Source organism: Lentilitoribacter sp. Alg239-R112 (assembly GCF_900537175.1).
GTDB lineage: Bacteria > Pseudomonadota > Alphaproteobacteria > Rhizobiales > Rhizobiaceae > Lentilitoribacter.
Genome location: NZ_LS999833.1, coordinates 425,121 through 440,877, shown reverse-complemented (window position 1 = coordinate 440,877; position 15,757 = coordinate 425,121). Strand labels below are relative to the sequence as shown.

Here is a 15,757-nt window from a genome sequence, read left to right as displayed (position 1 = left end):
CTGTTTATTGGGTGGGGTTAGACATAGCCGATTGAATTTTCAGCTTCTGTTGAATGTAAGTTAGTATTTTCGTAATTCGTGTCATCTGCATACAGTTCTTTGATATGTGCTTGACAGGCGAATTTGGTAAACCCCAGGCCGCGAAACTCAGCTCTATTTCGTTCGCTTTCGCAGTAACTGCACCAAGGCCCACGTTGCTTTTTTCTAAGCTTTAGAACTGACATTCTTCTTTCCTCTTAGTTAGGTTTATTGGGTGGCGTTAGTCCAAACTTTGTGTGCATCCCAAGAGAGGTCGTAATCATCGTCGTCTCCGTCGATATCTCGTCTGGTATTTTTTCTATGCAGGTACGATTTATTTTGCCCTGTACGTTTCTCTTGCTCTTTTGCTTTGCAAGACTTTGAGCAAAACTTGCCCCATCCTCTCGCAACGTCAGCGGTTCTAGCATCGAACGGTAAGCTACATGTTTTGCAGTTTACTTGGACCATTGAAGGCATCTCATCTTCTCCTATTGGTTTGCTTTCATTTTCTCTCGCGGCACACCCAAATACGAAAACATCCAAAGTCTCGCGAGAGATAAAGGAATATCCAGTTTCACGGCCACGTCTTCATATCCGCAACCTCGATCAAACATTCTCATTGCCCATGATTCCTTATCCATTTTCGCAACCTTCTGTTATATTGAAGCCTTCGATTTGGGTTAGGCCATCGTTTCTGACCGCATCTTGCGCAACGTACAAAATGTAAATCATCATTTGGCTTTTCTTGTTTCTCCAAGCCCAAGACCACGCTTTACGCTCGTCTGTTACTGTGATCTTGGTTCTTGGGCTGGTGGACATTAAGCGGCTTCCGTAGGCTTCTTACCCATTGCGATTTCATCAAGCTGCTCATTACTCATCTTGTCTAAATCTTCGTTGGCTTTAAGTTCCTTACCTGCTGTCTGCCATCGTGTTTTGAGAGCAATTTCCCAATCTTTGGGCAAGGTTTCAATTCGGTAATATTGCTCAGGCCACCAAGCTCGAAGAGCGTCTATATCTTTTTTGTTTGCCAGTTCATTCAGCTCTTTATCAAGCTCGCCTGACAGCTCCCTAGCTGCTGGCTTACCGAGACGGTCTTTAGTTGAATATTGCGCTTGCTCATTGTGATCTGCTTCCGCACCTTGATCACCAGATGAAGCCAGAAATTTACTTTTAAACCACTCTTTCAAGGCATACGAACGAGCTGCACCGGTTGTTTGAGCTCCAGTATACGGCAACATAATTGTAATGTTTTCAGCCTGTTGCTTATCGCCTGTTTCGGCATGTTCCAGCTCGATTGAAAACTTGTAAGAGGATACTAGCGTTTCTTTCCCTTTGTCATTTGTGATGACCTGCGTATCAAGGGATAACTCGTTCATATTCACTAAAAGACCGTGTTTCGCCATAAGTGGGCGAACCTCGTCTTTAAAGTCATCAACAGACGTAAAGAGGTATTTTGCAAAGTCGTTTTTATCTGCTTTTTTAAGCCTTTTTATTTCAGCCATGACAGCGCATATAGATGCGCCTATGGTTGCTTTACTATCACCCATTGTTTATACCTCTGTATTTGCTTTTAAAACTATCTGAGAGCTTCATGTTAATGGCTACCAGCTCGTTATCACCGCCTAATTTTTCGTATTCTGTCGTAGTTTTTAAAAGCTGGTCCATTACGACTGCTAACGCCTTTTCTGCGCCTTCAAGTTCTGCTATTCTATTTTGAGTAAACTGGTCGAGTGCACGTTGAAGCTTAGGTGGCATCTTGCCATTTTTTTCATCAATCATTCTTTGTGCGGTAGCTTCTGCCATGTCCCATATTTCTTGTGCGCCACTCATGACATACCCCCACTAATTGCTAAAATAAATAAAGCCCACATACCTGCGAACAGAACACCTTGAGCAAGCTTTGTCTTCCACTCATGGCGGGTTTTGTTGGTGCCTTGTATGGTGCCTAGATCAATCACGACAGCACCCCATATTCTTTATGTCCGTGACGGTGTTCATTGTTCTGATCGACATAGCCAACAGCATCTAGTTCGCGCTGTTCTTTCAGTTCAATCTCGCTTTGAAGGTCTTCAAGCTGATATATGATTTCACCTGCAAGAGCCTCGCAGAAGTCACTCGGCTTGCGATCTACAATAACGTCGTGTTCAACCGCTTCTTGCTCAATTAAGTCCGTGAAAGATTGCGCCATATAGCGAGTAAGTGCACGTAGATTTGCTTCAATACTATGCTGATCAATATCATCAGTCATGCCTATGATATCGCTTGCCAAGTCAGCCAGTATTTTTTGGTTTGGCGTTTGCACGTTCATCATCATTTCCTCAACTTGTTTCAGCAGATCGGCGCTAGCGTTTGCGTAGGCTTCTTCTTGCTGTGTTGAGGATTAATGTACGAAAAACAACAAAAGTTGTCAACACAAAAAACAACAAAAGTTGTAAAAATATGCCAACAATTGGTTATGTACTAAATTTAGCACTAGACAGCACGGCGAGTAACATTCCTAATGCGGTGGGAAAGAGACTGTTTTTATGAAGCTACTAAAATGCTTACTCATATATCTGTTATTGATATCACCCGTATCGGGTCAGTCTACTCGCTTGGATAAAAGTGAAATCATTGTACGCGCCCAATTAATGGACGCTCATTTATCAAAGGCACTGGGTAAAGGGCGTTTAGCTCTGATAGGATTGAGTGACCTACTTTCAAGATCTATTTTAACTGATGATAACTTGCATTTATTGTTGAAACGGAAGGTTAAAGAAACAGGGCATATACGGTCTATCCTGTTTATCGACAAAGACGGTAAAATTTCAGCCGATAGTTCGCGAGAAGAAGCTATCCCATTAGATTTGTCGGATCGAGGATATTTTAAGAAAGCAAAGCTCGGCAAGTCTAATGAGATGCAAATTGGAGGTATACTAGCGGGCAGAACTTCTGGGTTCCCGTTTATACCTCTAACCATGCCTGTGTATTCTGGTAAAAACTTTTTAGGAGTTTTAGCAGCTGTATTAACGCCGGAAGAGCTGTTGCTATTAGATAGGTCCACCAGGTGCGAATTGTGCGTTTCAATAGTCAGCAAAAATAATGGTGCTATGCTTGAGCAATATCCAGAAGTTATTGGTTTGGAGGATTTCGTAAAATCTTTTGCAAACAACCAAAGATCATCCTTTGGTTACGTGATTATGAATACGGGTGACCTAGATGCAAAAGTGGCATGGGTAACGAATGAATATTTCCCAATTAGATCAATATATCTCGAATTCATCCAGAAATAACTACTACCAGTTGTAGATAGAGCTTTCGGGCTTATTTGGTTGTTCTACCAATGTAGACGAACCTGCGAATATCGCAAAAACAACAAAAACTACAATAAATATAACTATTTTAAGGCGGGGTTCTTCAACTTTCTTTTTAGAAGGTTGAGTAAATACGCCCTCAATTCTCTGTCTTTCGTCTGCACTTAACATCACTCGATCGTAAATCAACTTTATTTGAAATGCAACAAGGAGTAGTACCAATGTTTGTAACTCAAGCAACTAGTGACGATGTTCAATCAATCGCTCGGATACATAGAAAATGCTGGAAGGATGTTTACAAATTCATACCTAAAGAAATTCACGACGCAAGATCGCTTAAATTTAGACTAAAGCAATGGAACAGAGTGGTTGAAAGCCCACTGGATGGGGAGAGGTTGTTTTCTCTACATGAAAAAACCGCTAAGATTGTTGGCTTCACATACTGCAAACCTAATGATGACCCTGATTTAGATATAGTTTCAGAGCTGCATGCAACATACATTTTGAAAGAGTATAGAGGTGGAATTTCTGGACCGTTATTGTGGCGATCCGGTTTAGGCTACGCCCACAAATTAGGAAAGGTTCCAATTGGGTTTTGGGCATTCGATGATAACAAAGCCGCTATTGGTTATAGGTTTTGGGGTTGGAAAGGTGTTGTGAAGCGTGATCGCAATATAAATGGTGTTAAAATACCAGAAACAGGTTACGTACACCCCAACATAGATAGTTTTTTAGAGAGACTTGATGAGTTTATTGCCCTGAAATTGAACGAATAGCAAATCTGATTACATTTGAATCTTCGTAAGCTCTATTATTATTGTTTCGATGTTCGTCTAGCCGGTTTTTTAGTAAATCTCTGAATACTTTGCCAAATGCTTGCGGGTCTTGAGTGATTCCATCTATTTCCGTGGCTATGTCGCTTGCTAAATCTTGACAAATTTCAAGTATGAGCTCTTCATCATTTTGCGCAAGATTAGATCGGTTGAAATCAGATACAATTCCACCATTGAAGTCAGACAGTTCTTCGGGGGTCGTTTGCAACGCTCTTGCTAACTCTAAAATGAAGCGCGGTCTTTCAGTTTGTCCGGATTCAACCTTTTGGATCGCCTGTTGTTTCACTCCAACGAGATTTGCCAAGGCGGTTTGCGATAGTTTTAGTTCGTTTCGTCTCTGTCGGACGCGAGTCGCTAGTGTTTCCATGCAGATAACATAAAGATATTTCCGTGTTCGTTCATCACAAGAATAGTTGTTGACATTTACAACTTAAGTTGTTTAAATGGCTCATGATGAAAATACAGATTAACGAAATAATCAAATTGGCAGGGTCGCAGGGGAAACTTGCATCATCGGTTGGTTTATCACAACAAGCGATTTCTCGGTGGGTTAAGAACGATAAAATTCCAGCGGAACATGTATGGAGGGTGTCAGAAATACTTGGACTTCCTCCTGAGAAAATAAGGCCTGATATATTCCGTAAGCCCATTCAGGAGCCAGCAGAGTGACCCATCAAGGATATCCTTATAACGTCCAAGTAGGTGACGAGCTGGTGGTTGTGAAAGCTGGTTCCGCTGTTTCTCCCGAAGACGGTAGAATATACGAATTTGATTTAACCAAAGGTGATGTCTTGGCCGTTGCTGGTGTAATCCATGAATACGACAATACATTTTTTAGTTTCTCGGTAGGGTATCATCGTGGGTATAATTGGCGACATTTCCGCCCCGCTTACAAATCCACAATGGACAACCTCCGCAAGCTTCAAGAGCCTTCCCCTGAGTTAACCAAGGAGACGGTTTGATGGATATCAGCCTTATACTACTTGGATTAGGGGCAATAACCTTAAACATATCAGATCGCTTACGAGATGAAGGCCGTAAATTTAAGAGCCTTTTATATCTGTTGATAGGCAGCGTAATCGTAGCTCGTGGAATCCAGTTTTTATGGATGGCCCTATGACCGATTTACGTTCATGGGCCTTGTTTGCTCTCACATTTAATTCTAACTCGCGCTCCTTTCCTCCCAAGGTGTAGCGCGATGGGTGAGGGTTCGGGTTGCTCAGCCCTTTGCGGTTCTCTCACCCGCTTATTTATCAGGTTCGCGATTATTCCGCTTGTAGCCTGACCTAGTGTTTCAAAGCCTCCAATTCTGGTGGCTTGCTGAGTAGACGGGGCTAAGTCTCGCTTAACCCCAAGCTTTCGTGGCTTTGTTTCGTGCTGCTCAGCCAAGTTTTAGTACCTCGTGTTTCGTTTCGTTCATCGCAGATCGAATTAAGCACAAGGATTTTATCATGGGCGAGAAAAGTTTTCGCAGTACTGAGAAAAGGAGCAAGAGTCCAATGCATGTAACAAGCGCCAAACAGATGGCGGACGCATTGATTGCTAAAGAATATCGCGGACAAGGCGATACGTATGAGGGTGCGTATTATCGCCTTCAAAGCAAATGGGGCCTATCGATCAGCTTTATCAAGCGGTTGGTTTACGATCCTGAATTGAAAGATTTTATGGCTTCAAATTATGTCGCGCTTCAATGCGCCTATCACGCTGCATGTGTGCGGACAGAACGCCAAATCGAACACGAAAGAGCAACACATGAAATTAATCCTATTGCGCTTAAAGCTGCTGATTTTGTTGTTCGGACGGAAAAAGAAGAGGGGTAGGGGATGAGCATACAAATCATAGTCGGAGATTGCCTAGCACAACTTAAAACCTTACCCGATGAATCTGTTGATTGTGGCGTGACTTCACCGCCATATTGGGGGCTTCGTGATTATGGCGTCGAAGGTCAAATGGGTCTTGAGGAAACGCTAGGCGAACATCTTAAAGACATGGTTGCGGTTTTCGAGGAGTTTAAACGTGTTTTAAAATCTACTGGTACGCTTTGGGTAAATTATGGAGATTGTTATGCGACCACTCCAAATGGGAGAAGCGCTGCAGCCACAAAAGCCGTGGGCAATGATGATCGTACATTTAGAGACAAGCCTTTTTCGACTATCGGTGGGGTTCTAAAGCCAAAAGACCTTTGTATGATACCCAATCGGTTTGCTATCGCGATGCAAGAGTCCGGTTGGTGGGTAAGGTCTGAGATCATATGGGCTAAGCCTAACCCTATGCCGGAAAGTGTTAAAGATCGTCCTGCGGGGTCTCATGAAAAGATTTTTCTATTCAGTAAACAGCCACAATATAACTACAATGGTGATGCGGTAACTCAACCAGTTTCTAAGAATACACATGCTCGGTTATCACAAGATATCATGGCGCAAATTGGATCTGCCCGCGCTAATGGTGGGAAAAAAACCAACGGGAATATGAAGGCGGTTGCTCGTAAGCAAAAGAACTTGAAACGTGACCGTCCTCACAGCATGCATAAAGCGCGTGTTAAAGATAATGATAGTTTTGATAGCGCCTTGGCGTTACCGGTCACAGAACGCAACCTACGTAATTATGAGCCAGCGCCGCTAGAAGTATGGAATATTCCAACGGCTGCGTACTCGGAAGCCCATTTTGCGACGTTTCCGCCTGAGCTTGCAAAACGTTGTATTTTGGCGGGTTGTCCTAAGGGTGGCATGGTATTGGATATGTTTGGCGGTGCGGGGACAACTGGCCTTGTTGCTGATCGCCTTGGGCGTGATTGCATACTTCTGGAGTTAAACCCTGAATATGCGGAGATGGCTAAAGCCAGGATATCGAATGACTCTCCATTGTTCGCGGAGGTTTCATGACCCGTATAGAGCTACCCATGCCGCCAAGTGTAAACGTGATGTATTCCAATGCACGAAAGAGCCGGATTAAAAGTCCTGCATATCGAACTTGGTTACAAGAGGCTGGCTTATTACTCAATACACAGCATCCTAAGCCTATCTCTGGTGCTGTAGAGGTTTATATCGTCCTCGTTGCCCAATCGAAGCACAGACAAGACGCTGACAACCGCGTGAAGGCTGTATTGGACCTTTTGACCACGCACAAAATCATAGAAGACGATAGCAGTGATTACGTAAAAGATTTGCGCGTTCGCTGGATGGATTCCGGCCCTGCATGTGTTGTCACTATTTCATCAATATCAAAGGAGAACGCAGCATGAGCAAAGAAAGCCCATCTATCACTCAAAAACTCAATGCGTTGGACGCCGCTACTGACCGCATCGAAAGAGAGCTGACAGAATTGCGTTCAACTATTTATGAAGATTATGAGGTGAATGATTTGGAGAGGCAACTAGAGGTTCTGAAATCGATAAAGACCTATTTCTACTTTCGAAGAGGCAAGGAAGACGCAAAAAAAACGCGAAGGGAGAAGGCATGAGCGATAGAAACCAATCCTATAACTCAAAAGATATTCGTTTCACCACACATCAACAAGACAAAGCCACGCAACTTAAGCAGCGCAGAGAGCAAGGCTATGACATGCCTCATGTCTCTGAGGTGTTTCTTATATCGAGCATATGCTTCGGGCTTATTGTGTTGTTACTGCTTGCGTTAGCAGGTTTGGTTTTCGGATTGGCAGGTAAGCCATGAGCATAGAAGTAATGACTTTAATTTCTAAGTGCGATTTAATGCCAAGTGGCTGCAAGTTTGTAGCAATTGCATTGGCTAATTATGCCGATGAAAACGGGGAGTGTTTCCCATCTGTAAAACGGCTTTCAAAGTACACAAATCAGTCTGATAAAACGGTACGAGATCACCTCTCAAAATTGGAAGAAATTGGCTTTATTTCACGTGAAAGAATACGCCGAAAAGATGGCACTTTAAGCGTTCATAAATACCGTTTCAAGCTTCAAAACATCCAGCGGCAACTTTCGCCAGCGGTAAATCTCGCCAGTGGCGAAAATGGTCATTCACCAGCGGTGAAAACTACCGCGCAAGAACCATCAAAAGAAATAACCATCAATAATAAAAAACAAACAAAAAAATCGGGTGATGATCGATTTGAAGAGTTCTGGGAAGCTTTCGAAGACAAACGAGGCAAGCAGGGTGCATTAAAAGTTTGGATGAGAAAGAAGCTCGACAAGATTGCAGATCAAGTCATTTCAGGAGCCTTAATCTACCGAACCACAAGAGGGCCAGAACAGCGTTATTGGAAACAAGCGCAGGGCTGGTTGAATGATGGCAGATGGGAGGATGAGCTAGCGCCACCTCAAGCCCTGTCAGTGCAAGGAAATAAATTCGGGAACAAAACACCATCAACAGGAATGATGTTTCTGGAAATGGCGAAGCGTGCAGAGGAGATGGGCCAATGAACCAATTAGTCCAATTCAAAGAAAACCGTCCATTGTTCAAAGACGGCACCAGTCGAGAAGAAATATTTGCTTCTGTGCCAAAAGCTAAGTTCTCAGAAATATGCAAGCACCTCAGTAAACTATTTATCACTCTTGCGAGCAAAGAAAACTTGGACGTCGATGAAAAGGCTATCCGTATGGAGGTCTACGCCGAAAAGCTAAAAGACTATCCAAACTATGCAATAGAAGCCGCTGTTACCAAATTCATTGATGATGAAATCTTTGTTCCTGCCATTAGCGAATTGGTCAAAGAGGTCCGCGATCAAGTCTTCAAGAAAATCATTTGGACGGACAAGATTAAACGAGACGATCCGTTTGATGGCGTTGATAAATGGGCTGAGAATAAACGTGCTGACTTCGTCAAAGAAACAATCAAAAAGGTTTACGGCAATCAAGAGGACGCACCGACAGGCAGCACTAAGCCTCATAACAATTGCACTGATAATTCAGGAGCTGAGAAACGAGAAGCAATGGAAAGGCTAAAATCTATGGCGATGAAATTAGATGATGAAAAGGCCGCAAAAGGGCTGGAATTTCTAGGTTTTGAGAATGGAGGCACCCAATGACCCAAGCACTCACAGTACAGCAAGACACAAAGCTTGCATCATACCGCCCATCAACTTCGCCAGAGGCCATAAAGCAAGCGCAGCACTATGCGGAGGTAAGAGCTAGATTGCGTGCTCGAGCTAAGGTTAAACAGATAGAATATATGGAAAGCACATCATTGCAGGAAGAAGCTCCCAAACCAAAGGAACATTTATGGGTTCGCCAGTACAGGGAGAGACTTGCAAGAAAGGCAGCACTTAAAGCTCATGAAAAAAGAATGCGCCGTGAAAGACTTGAAGCGTTAGAGGCTGCGGACATGGAGAATGCAATCCCGTTAGATAGGGTAACAATTAAGCAGATCCAAGATTTTGTTTTATTGCAAGATTGGAACGCACCAAAAGCAAGCTACAAACGCGGTAGCGGAACTTTTATTGATTTAACAGCTAAGCGCCGGACTAAGGAATTTGTGATTGTTCGACAGGCGGCCATGTATATTTGCAAAAAACTTACTATTAGATCTTTTCCTGAGATTGGCCGTAAGTTTGGCGGACGGGACCATACAACAGTTCTCCACGCCGTATCTAAGATTCAAACGCTAATCTACAAGGAGCAATTCCTTATGAATGGTGAACTTTTTTCACTTGAGAGATTGGAAATCTAATGTTTGTTCTAGTGCTCATAGTTCTTATGTCTGCCCCGCAATCAAAGCCTTATGAAGTACACACAGAGTATTTGTTTTATAATTTATCAGATTGCGAGATGATGGTCGATACGCTGAGACAAGTCTCAAAAAGGCCATTCAAATTTAGTTGTCAGCAAGTTATCTAATTGAAAGGTGATTTAAAATGAATAGACGAGGTTTTTTAGGCTTCTTAGGCGCTTCCCCATTAGTTGCAAAGCAAGTAGCTGAGAAAGCGGCTATGGACCTTTCAGGGGCGAAATTGGGCGTAGGCGGGGAAAATATCCTAAGCCAAGGCGTACCGTCAGGCTATAGCACAGCAAACGTCACAAAAAGCACTACAAGAGGGGTTATTGCTAAAATATTACAAGTCGGCATCCCTGATTTCAAAATAAAAGAAATTAAGGACGTCTCAAAATTTGTTAGTGGCATCAATCCTAACATTGGAGTGTTGAGATCCGTTTCACTTTCAACAAAATTCCACATGCAGCGCCAGCAAAACTACAAAGAAAATCTAAAAAGATTTGAAGATGAATATTTTAACCCGACTAATGAAGAGCGTGAAAAATTTAATAATAAATATAACTGGTGGCTTTGATCTATTTCGGCATAACAATTTAATCGAGGGAATACAGATGAATAAAGAAAAACTACTTTTTTCAATGTTAGCGGGGTTTGGCATTGCTATTTTTTCTCTTCTAATTTTGATGGTAGGAGGAAGTATTTATGTTTCAAACGGAATTAGCGGACTTCTAGGGTACGGCGGGTTTTGGTTAGTCGTCGTGTCCTTAGGGTTGGCAATTTATAAACGAATTGAATGGTGAACATCATAAAGGATGTATCAAAGTACCGAGTTTTAACGAGTTGTCAGCAAGTTATCTAATCGAGGGAATATCATGGTTTCAGTTGCAGCAAAACGAAGACGCAAAAGAGGACGGCCAAGAGCTGAGAACGTTCACAGAGAGCCAAACGGACGTGTTTCACGGGCGAAGAACCCCGATAACACCACATACCGACCACAAGATCCAATTGACGCGATGGTAGCGCGTTTAAGGGCAATTGGGTGGAACGAAAAACCGAAAAAAGTACAGGAATACGCTATGAAAGACCCTCGTATATCTAGCTATGTTGGGCGTTTGGTTATAAACTACGAAACACAACATATGCACCCTGCGCCACCTGCGGATATTATAAACATTGATCAGTTTAACGCATCGCAAAAGTATCTTCAAATTCGCAATGCTTACCATAGGGCTATTGGTTCACCAGGTGCATATTATGAGGATGGAATAGGCGTAGAGCTAACAGAAGATGAAAAGGCTGATAGTGTAGCTCGTGCAAAGGCAAGATGGCTTGGAGTTCAAAAGGCTATCCAGGAAGCAAACAACATGCATCACGGCTCAAACCTTTACGCAGCAATTCAGATTATAGTCGTTGAAGATCAAGTTATGCCTCACCTCATAGGTGATCTTAGATTAGCATTAAACGCGCTGGATAATCATTTTAAGGGGGTGACGTGATGGCATCAATCAAACGAAACGCAGACGGCGTAGAAGTCCAATGTTATACAGATGGCCATCCTAAATTATTTTATATCAGTGTAGGCGGCAACGAGATAAGAATAACGGGCATCGAGAAAGCGGAAGGACTGCAATACGCACTTGGCAAGGTACTTGATAAATTGAAGGAGCGAAAGTTATGAGTAATACTAATATCTTTAAAAGAAACCCACTCAAGCTAAACCCAGTAGATGCGACGGTGAACGAGTTAATGAAAGCTCATAGTACATTACACCAGCTCTTTGACCTAATAAACATGGATGATGTATCAAATAAAACCGTTGGTAAGGCCGTCAGAGGCTACATGCGTGATTTCAGCCCGTCTCCAGTGGGAATGCAGCGGTTGAAAACGGAAAATAAAAAAGATTGGGATAAATTGCAACGTAAGTATCTCTACGCTATTGACACAGACTCGAATTAATGACACGTAGTATATAACGCAACAAGTGCGAAACAAAATCAGGGCACAAGTTATTAATTATCCGATGCGCCCGTGACTACTTGGTAGAAATACTTACGTTGCGGTCTTTTTCATTCAACATCTGCTACGAAGACTGATTTGTGTATTTTAATCAGGTAAACCACCTATCGCGTGTCGGTAGGTTCAGAAGCCGCTAAGGAGAAATCCAAGGCGGCTTTTTATATTTCAGGAACATTATGACCGATAAGCTAATAGGCAGACCAAGCGATTACTCTCAAGAGACGGCTGACTATATTTGCGAGAAGCTTTGTGAAGGTGAAAGCCTTAGAGCAATTTGCCTACCTGATGATATGCCAAACAGAAGCACAGTATTTAGATGGCTCTCATTGCATGATGACTTTTCCAACCAGTACGCCCGCGCGAAAGAAGAGCAAGCGGAAGCATTGGCTGACGATATTATTGCAATTGCTGACCAGTACGACACAGCGAAAGATATATTGGAACCTGATTTAATTCAGCGCGCAAAACTTCGCATTGACTCACGTAAGTGGGTGGCTTCAAAGCTCAAACCTAAGAAGTATGGTGATAAGGTTCAAAGCGAAATCAGCGGCCCTGACGGCGGACCGCTTCAACTCAACTTCGTAAGTGATGACGATAAACTTTAGTCTCACTGCTAAACAGTCAGAAGCAAATAGACTATTAGGGGCAGGCCCGCGCCACATAATGCTGTTTGGTGGGTCACGGTCTGGAAAGACCTTTACGCTTGTAAGGGCGGTCATTGTAAGGGCTTTAAAAGCTGAAAATAGCCGTCATATTATTTTAAGGTTTCGGTTCAACCACATTAAATCGTCTATTGTCATGGATACGTTGCCAAAAGTGATAAAGCTTTGTTGGCCGGGGTTATGGGAAAAGTGCAAGCTAGATAGAACAGATTGGTATTTAAGGCTTCCTAATGGTTCGGAAGTTTGGTTCGGCGGATTAGACGATAAAGAGCGCACAGAAAAGATTCTAGGGCAAGAATACGCGACAATATATTTAAACGAGTGTTCACAAATTAGCTGGTCTGCTCGTAATATGGCTATGACACGTTTAGCGCAGCGATGCGGCTTAACTCTCAAGGCTTATTATGATTGTAACCCCCCAGGGCAATCGCATTGGTCTTATCGGGTATTTGTTAAAAAGATTGATCCTGACAGTAAGGAAGCGCTGAAAAGTCAAGAGCGTTACGATTCATTGCTTATGAATCCAAGCGATAACGCGGATAACCTACCAGAAGAATACATTCAAGAGCTTGAAGCGCTACCAGAAAGAATGCGTCAAAGGTTCCTCGAAGGTAAGTTCTTAGCCGCTAACGATAACGCTTTATGGTCTGTTGATACATTTGATCGTTGCAGAATATTGGACGGGGGCACCCCTGATTTCCAACGTATTATTATTGCTGTTGATCCGTCTGGTTGTTCAGGTGATGAAGATGAACGGTCTGACGAAATAGGGATAGCTGTTTGCGCATTAGGCACTGATGGGAAAGGTTACTTACTCGAAGATCTATCAGGAAAGTTTAAGCCGGAAGTTTGGGGCAATATTGTCGGGCAGGCTTTTGATCGGCATAAGGCTGATTGCGTTGTCGCTGAGAAGAATTTCGGTGGTGATATGGTTCGTGCTGTTATTCAGGCAGCCAGGCCACAAACACCATACAAAGAGGTCCACGCCTCAAGAGGTAAAGCTATCAGGGCCGAGCCTATTTCGTATTTGTACCCTAGTAAAATAAAGCATGTTGGCTACTTCCCAGAGATTGAAGACCAGCTAACAGAATTCACAACATCTGGTTATGTCGGGGATCGTTCACCTGACAGAGCTGATGCGGTTGTTTGGGGCATGACTGAGTTATTCCCACAATTAACACGAAAGCCAGCAAAGAAAAAAACAGCTCGTAAGTCATATGCGGGTGCTGGTGGATGGATGGGTTAATGGACAAGAAGCAGACCAGTAAAAAAGAAGATAAGCTTACCTTCAACCGTGATCGGTTTGAGATTGCAAAATCTGCGTTATCCGACAACCATGATATGGGCTTACAGGATTTACGTTTTGCTAAACTTGGTGAACAATGGCCCGCAGAAATTGTAAATAAGCGTAAAGCTGATGGAAGGCCTGTCTTAACCATTAACAAGATGCAGACGTTTATTCGTCAGGTTGTTAATGACGCTAGGCAGAATAAGCCATCTATCAAGGTTAAGGCGGTTGATAGTTCCGCCGATACGAAAACAGCGCAAGTTTATGATGGTTTAATTCGTAATATTGAATACACATCAAATGCCGATATTGCATATGATACTGCTGTTGAATGTGCGGTAACAAATGGCTTTGGCTATATCCGAGTGGGTATAGATTATTCGTATGAAGACGCTTTCGATATGGATATCAATATTGACCGCGTAATAAATCCATTTGCTATCTATCCTGACCCGAATGCGACATGTGCAGATGGCTCAAGTTGGAATGAATGCTTTGTTGTTGATCGTTTATCGAAGACAGCGTTCAAGGATAAATACCAAGATGCAGAGGTTACAGATTTTGACGATGATAAATGGTCGGAAGCCGATGGCGATTGGGTTAATGATGATGGCGTACTGGTCGCGGAGTTCTGGCAACGTAAAGAGGTAGATCAAGAGATAGTTCTAACGTCTGATGGTCGAGTGTTTTCTAAAGAAGATCTGCTCGAAGATATTGACCTGCAAACAGCTTTGGAAGCTGGCACAATTAAAATTGTAAAAGAGCGTGTTACAAAGTCATATAAAGTAACGCAAACTATCATGACGGGTGCTGAAATCCTTGAGGAAAACGATTGGGCTGGTAAATATATCCCAATTGTCCCTGTTTATGGTGATGAATTTTCAGTTGAGGGAAAGCGATATTTTCGTAGCTTAATAAACCCCGCCAAGGATGCACAAAGACAGTTTAACTATTGGCGCACAACTGCGACTGAATTAGTCGCTCTTGCCCCTAGGGCTCCATATATCGGCCCTCATGGCGCGTTTGATACAGATGTGGATAAATGGCAGACGGCTCATAAAGATAACCATGCATATCTTGAATATGACGGGGAGCAGCCACCACAAAGACAGCCGATTGATAGCGGTGCAGCGGGTGGTGCGTTGCAAGAGGCTTTAAACGCTTCAGATGATATCAAATCAACGATTGGCATGTATGACGCCTCGTTGGGGGCTCGTTCAAATGAGACAAGCGGTAAAGCCATTATGGCACGTCAGCGTGAAGGTGATGTTGCTACCTTCCATTTTACTGACAATCTAACCCGCGCTATTCGCCAGGTTGGCCGTATTGTCGTTGATCTTATCCCATCTGTTTATAATAAACCCCGTATTCTTCGTGTACTAGGTGAAGATGGCAAAGAACACTTGCAGCCAGTTAATCAAGGTCAAGAAGTCCCTCATGTTGGACGTGATGGTAAGCCGGAACAAGACGATAACGGCGAAATAGTCTTAGCAATGCATGATTTAACTGTCGGCAAGTATGACGTTGCTGTTGAGGCAGGTCCGAGCTTCACAACAAGGCGTGAAGAGGCGGCGGCGCAAATGACGGAAATGATTAGATCGTTCCCGCAAGCGGCTCCTGTTTTAGGTGCGCCATTGGCTAAAAACATGGATTGGCCGCAAGCTGATGAAATCGCTGAGAAGTTAACCAAACTCGACCCAACCAATGACAATAAACTCCCACCAGAAGTCCAAAAGCTAATGGCGCAGGGTAAGCAGCAAATTCAACAATTAACACAAGAAAATCAAAAACTGGAGCAACAAGCCGCCCAAGACATAGGTAAGGCTCAGGTTGAAATGGCGAAAATCGAACTTGAGCGCGAGAAAATCGAACTTGAGCGCGAGAAAATGCGACTTGAAGAGAAAAAATTAGCCTTCGACGCTGTCGAGGATGTAACCGCACCTATTTGAACTAATCCCATGCGCTG

The 15,757-nt window shown here is 43.1% G+C and carries 27 protein-coding genes; 19 read left to right on the top strand and 8 right to left on the bottom strand.

Features of this window, described 5'->3' with window-relative positions:
• Positions 1-17: 17 nt before the first annotated feature.
• The 7 genes from G3W54_RS02605 to G3W54_RS02575 all read right to left on the bottom strand — a co-directional run bounded on the left by G3W54_RS02605 (position 18) and on the right by G3W54_RS02575 (position 2,326).
• The gene (locus G3W54_RS02605) at positions 18-224 is read right to left on the bottom strand and encodes a hypothetical protein (protein ID WP_162651587.1); all 207 of its coding nucleotides are present in this window, start codon (positions 222-224) and stop codon (positions 18-20) included.
• Positions 225-246: 22 nt separating this feature from the next.
• Positions 247-495, bottom strand: a complete 249-nt coding sequence (locus tag G3W54_RS02600) for a hypothetical protein (protein WP_162651586.1) — start codon at positions 493-495, stop codon at positions 247-249.
• An 11-nt stretch (positions 496-506) separates the two neighbouring features.
• Positions 507-659 (bottom strand): hypothetical protein, encoded by a 153-nt coding sequence (locus G3W54_RS02595; RefSeq protein WP_162651585.1) that lies wholly within the window; start codon positions 657-659, stop codon positions 507-509.
• Positions 652-837, bottom strand: a complete 186-nt coding sequence (locus G3W54_RS02590; RefSeq protein WP_162651584.1) for a hypothetical protein — start codon at positions 835-837, stop codon at positions 652-654. Before G3W54_RS02590 ends, G3W54_RS02595 begins: the two co-directional genes overlap by 8 nt.
• A complete protein-coding gene (locus G3W54_RS02585) occupies positions 837-1,565 on the bottom strand; it encodes an ERF family protein (RefSeq protein WP_162651583.1) in 729 nt (242 codons plus the stop codon). The genes G3W54_RS02590 and G3W54_RS02585 overlap by 1 nt, the downstream gene beginning before the upstream one ends.
• Positions 1,558-1,848 carry a hypothetical protein gene (locus G3W54_RS02580; protein WP_162651582.1) on the bottom strand — a complete coding sequence of 97 codons (291 nt, stop codon included), beginning with the start codon at positions 1,846-1,848 and terminating at the stop codon, positions 1,558-1,560. Before G3W54_RS02580 ends, G3W54_RS02585 begins: the two co-directional genes overlap by 8 nt.
• Positions 1,849-1,972: 124 nt before the next feature.
• Complete coding sequence (locus tag G3W54_RS02575) at positions 1,973-2,326, bottom strand: hypothetical protein (protein WP_162651581.1); 354 nt, start codon at positions 2,324-2,326, stop codon at positions 1,973-1,975.
• 286 nt (positions 2,327-2,612) lie between these two features.
• Between G3W54_RS02575 and G3W54_RS02570 the strand changes: the two genes are divergently transcribed.
• Together G3W54_RS02570 and G3W54_RS02565 are read left to right on the top strand one after the other, a co-directional pair.
• A complete protein-coding gene (locus tag G3W54_RS02570) occupies positions 2,613-3,290 on the top strand; it encodes a hypothetical protein (protein WP_162651580.1) in 678 nt (225 codons plus the stop codon).
• 242 nt (positions 3,291-3,532) lie between these two features.
• Positions 3,533-4,087 (top strand): GNAT family N-acetyltransferase, encoded by a 555-nt coding sequence (locus G3W54_RS02565; protein ID WP_162651579.1) that lies wholly within the window; start codon positions 3,533-3,535, stop codon positions 4,085-4,087.
• Here the strand turns inward: G3W54_RS02565 and G3W54_RS02560 are convergent.
• Positions 4,062-4,511: a helix-turn-helix transcriptional regulator gene (locus tag G3W54_RS02560; RefSeq protein WP_162651578.1), complete on the bottom strand. Its 450-nt coding sequence runs from the start codon at positions 4,509-4,511 to the stop codon at positions 4,062-4,064. The genes G3W54_RS02565 and G3W54_RS02560 overlap by 26 nt on opposite strands.
• Positions 4,512-4,809: 298 nt before the next feature.
• Here G3W54_RS02560 and G3W54_RS02550 point away from each other — a divergent pair, with 298 nt between their 5' ends.
• The 17 genes from G3W54_RS02550 to G3W54_RS02470 all read left to right on the top strand — a co-directional run bounded on the left by G3W54_RS02550 (position 4,810) and on the right by G3W54_RS02470 (position 15,740).
• Complete coding sequence (locus G3W54_RS02550) at positions 4,810-5,106, top strand: hypothetical protein (protein WP_162651576.1); 297 nt, start codon at positions 4,810-4,812, stop codon at positions 5,104-5,106.
• 537 nt (positions 5,107-5,643) lie between these two features.
• A complete protein-coding gene (locus tag G3W54_RS02545) occupies positions 5,644-5,964 on the top strand; it encodes a hypothetical protein (RefSeq protein WP_162651575.1) in 321 nt (106 codons plus the stop codon).
• A 3-nt stretch (positions 5,965-5,967) separates the two neighbouring features.
• Positions 5,968-7,026: a site-specific DNA-methyltransferase gene (locus G3W54_RS02540; protein WP_162651574.1), complete on the top strand. Its 1,059-nt coding sequence runs from the start codon at positions 5,968-5,970 to the stop codon at positions 7,024-7,026.
• Positions 7,023-7,385 (top strand): RusA family crossover junction endodeoxyribonuclease, encoded by a 363-nt coding sequence (locus G3W54_RS02535; RefSeq protein ID WP_162651573.1) that lies wholly within the window; start codon positions 7,023-7,025, stop codon positions 7,383-7,385. The genes G3W54_RS02540 and G3W54_RS02535 overlap by 4 nt, the downstream gene beginning before the upstream one ends.
• Complete coding sequence (locus tag G3W54_RS02530; protein ID WP_162651572.1) at positions 7,382-7,603, top strand: hypothetical protein; 222 nt, start codon at positions 7,382-7,384, stop codon at positions 7,601-7,603. The genes G3W54_RS02535 and G3W54_RS02530 overlap by 4 nt, the downstream gene beginning before the upstream one ends.
• Positions 7,600-7,815, top strand: coding sequence for a hypothetical protein (locus G3W54_RS02525; protein ID WP_162651571.1), 216 nt, complete (start codon positions 7,600-7,602; stop codon positions 7,813-7,815). The genes G3W54_RS02530 and G3W54_RS02525 overlap by 4 nt, the downstream gene beginning before the upstream one ends.
• Complete coding sequence (locus G3W54_RS02520; RefSeq protein ID WP_162651570.1) at positions 7,812-8,537, top strand: helix-turn-helix domain-containing protein; 726 nt, start codon at positions 7,812-7,814, stop codon at positions 8,535-8,537. The genes G3W54_RS02525 and G3W54_RS02520 overlap by 4 nt, the downstream gene beginning before the upstream one ends.
• A complete protein-coding gene (locus tag G3W54_RS02515; protein WP_162651569.1) occupies positions 8,534-9,142 on the top strand; it encodes a hypothetical protein in 609 nt (202 codons plus the stop codon). The genes G3W54_RS02520 and G3W54_RS02515 overlap by 4 nt, the downstream gene beginning before the upstream one ends.
• Positions 9,139-9,783 (top strand): helix-turn-helix domain-containing protein, encoded by a 645-nt coding sequence (locus G3W54_RS19370; RefSeq protein ID WP_162651568.1) that lies wholly within the window; start codon positions 9,139-9,141, stop codon positions 9,781-9,783. The genes G3W54_RS02515 and G3W54_RS19370 overlap by 4 nt, the downstream gene beginning before the upstream one ends.
• A gap of 184 nt (positions 9,784-9,967) precedes the next feature.
• Positions 9,968-10,399 carry a hypothetical protein gene (locus tag G3W54_RS02505; RefSeq protein WP_162651567.1) on the top strand — a complete coding sequence of 144 codons (432 nt, stop codon included), beginning with the start codon at positions 9,968-9,970 and terminating at the stop codon, positions 10,397-10,399.
• A gap of 37 nt (positions 10,400-10,436) precedes the next feature.
• On the top strand, positions 10,437-10,625 hold the full coding sequence (locus tag G3W54_RS02500) for a hypothetical protein (RefSeq protein WP_162651566.1): 189 nt from the start codon (positions 10,437-10,439) through the stop codon (positions 10,623-10,625).
• A 72-nt stretch (positions 10,626-10,697) separates the two neighbouring features.
• On the top strand, positions 10,698-11,321 hold the full coding sequence (locus G3W54_RS02495) for a hypothetical protein (RefSeq protein WP_162651565.1): 624 nt from the start codon (positions 10,698-10,700) through the stop codon (positions 11,319-11,321).
• Positions 11,321-11,503 (top strand): hypothetical protein, encoded by a 183-nt coding sequence (locus tag G3W54_RS02490; protein WP_162651564.1) that lies wholly within the window; start codon positions 11,321-11,323, stop codon positions 11,501-11,503. The genes G3W54_RS02495 and G3W54_RS02490 overlap by 1 nt, the downstream gene beginning before the upstream one ends.
• Complete coding sequence (locus G3W54_RS02485) at positions 11,500-11,781, top strand: hypothetical protein (RefSeq protein WP_162651563.1); 282 nt, start codon at positions 11,500-11,502, stop codon at positions 11,779-11,781. The genes G3W54_RS02490 and G3W54_RS02485 overlap by 4 nt, the downstream gene beginning before the upstream one ends.
• 236 nt (positions 11,782-12,017) lie before the next feature.
• Complete coding sequence (locus G3W54_RS02480; RefSeq protein WP_162651562.1) at positions 12,018-12,446, top strand: hypothetical protein; 429 nt, start codon at positions 12,018-12,020, stop codon at positions 12,444-12,446.
• Complete coding sequence (locus G3W54_RS02475) at positions 12,430-13,749, top strand: phage terminase large subunit (protein WP_162653526.1); 1,320 nt, start codon at positions 12,430-12,432, stop codon at positions 13,747-13,749. The genes G3W54_RS02480 and G3W54_RS02475 overlap by 17 nt, the downstream gene beginning before the upstream one ends.
• A complete protein-coding gene (locus G3W54_RS02470; RefSeq protein WP_162651561.1) occupies positions 13,749-15,740 on the top strand; it encodes a portal protein in 1,992 nt (663 codons plus the stop codon). Before G3W54_RS02475 ends, G3W54_RS02470 begins: the two co-directional genes overlap by 1 nt.
• Positions 15,741-15,757: the final 17 nt, after the last annotated feature.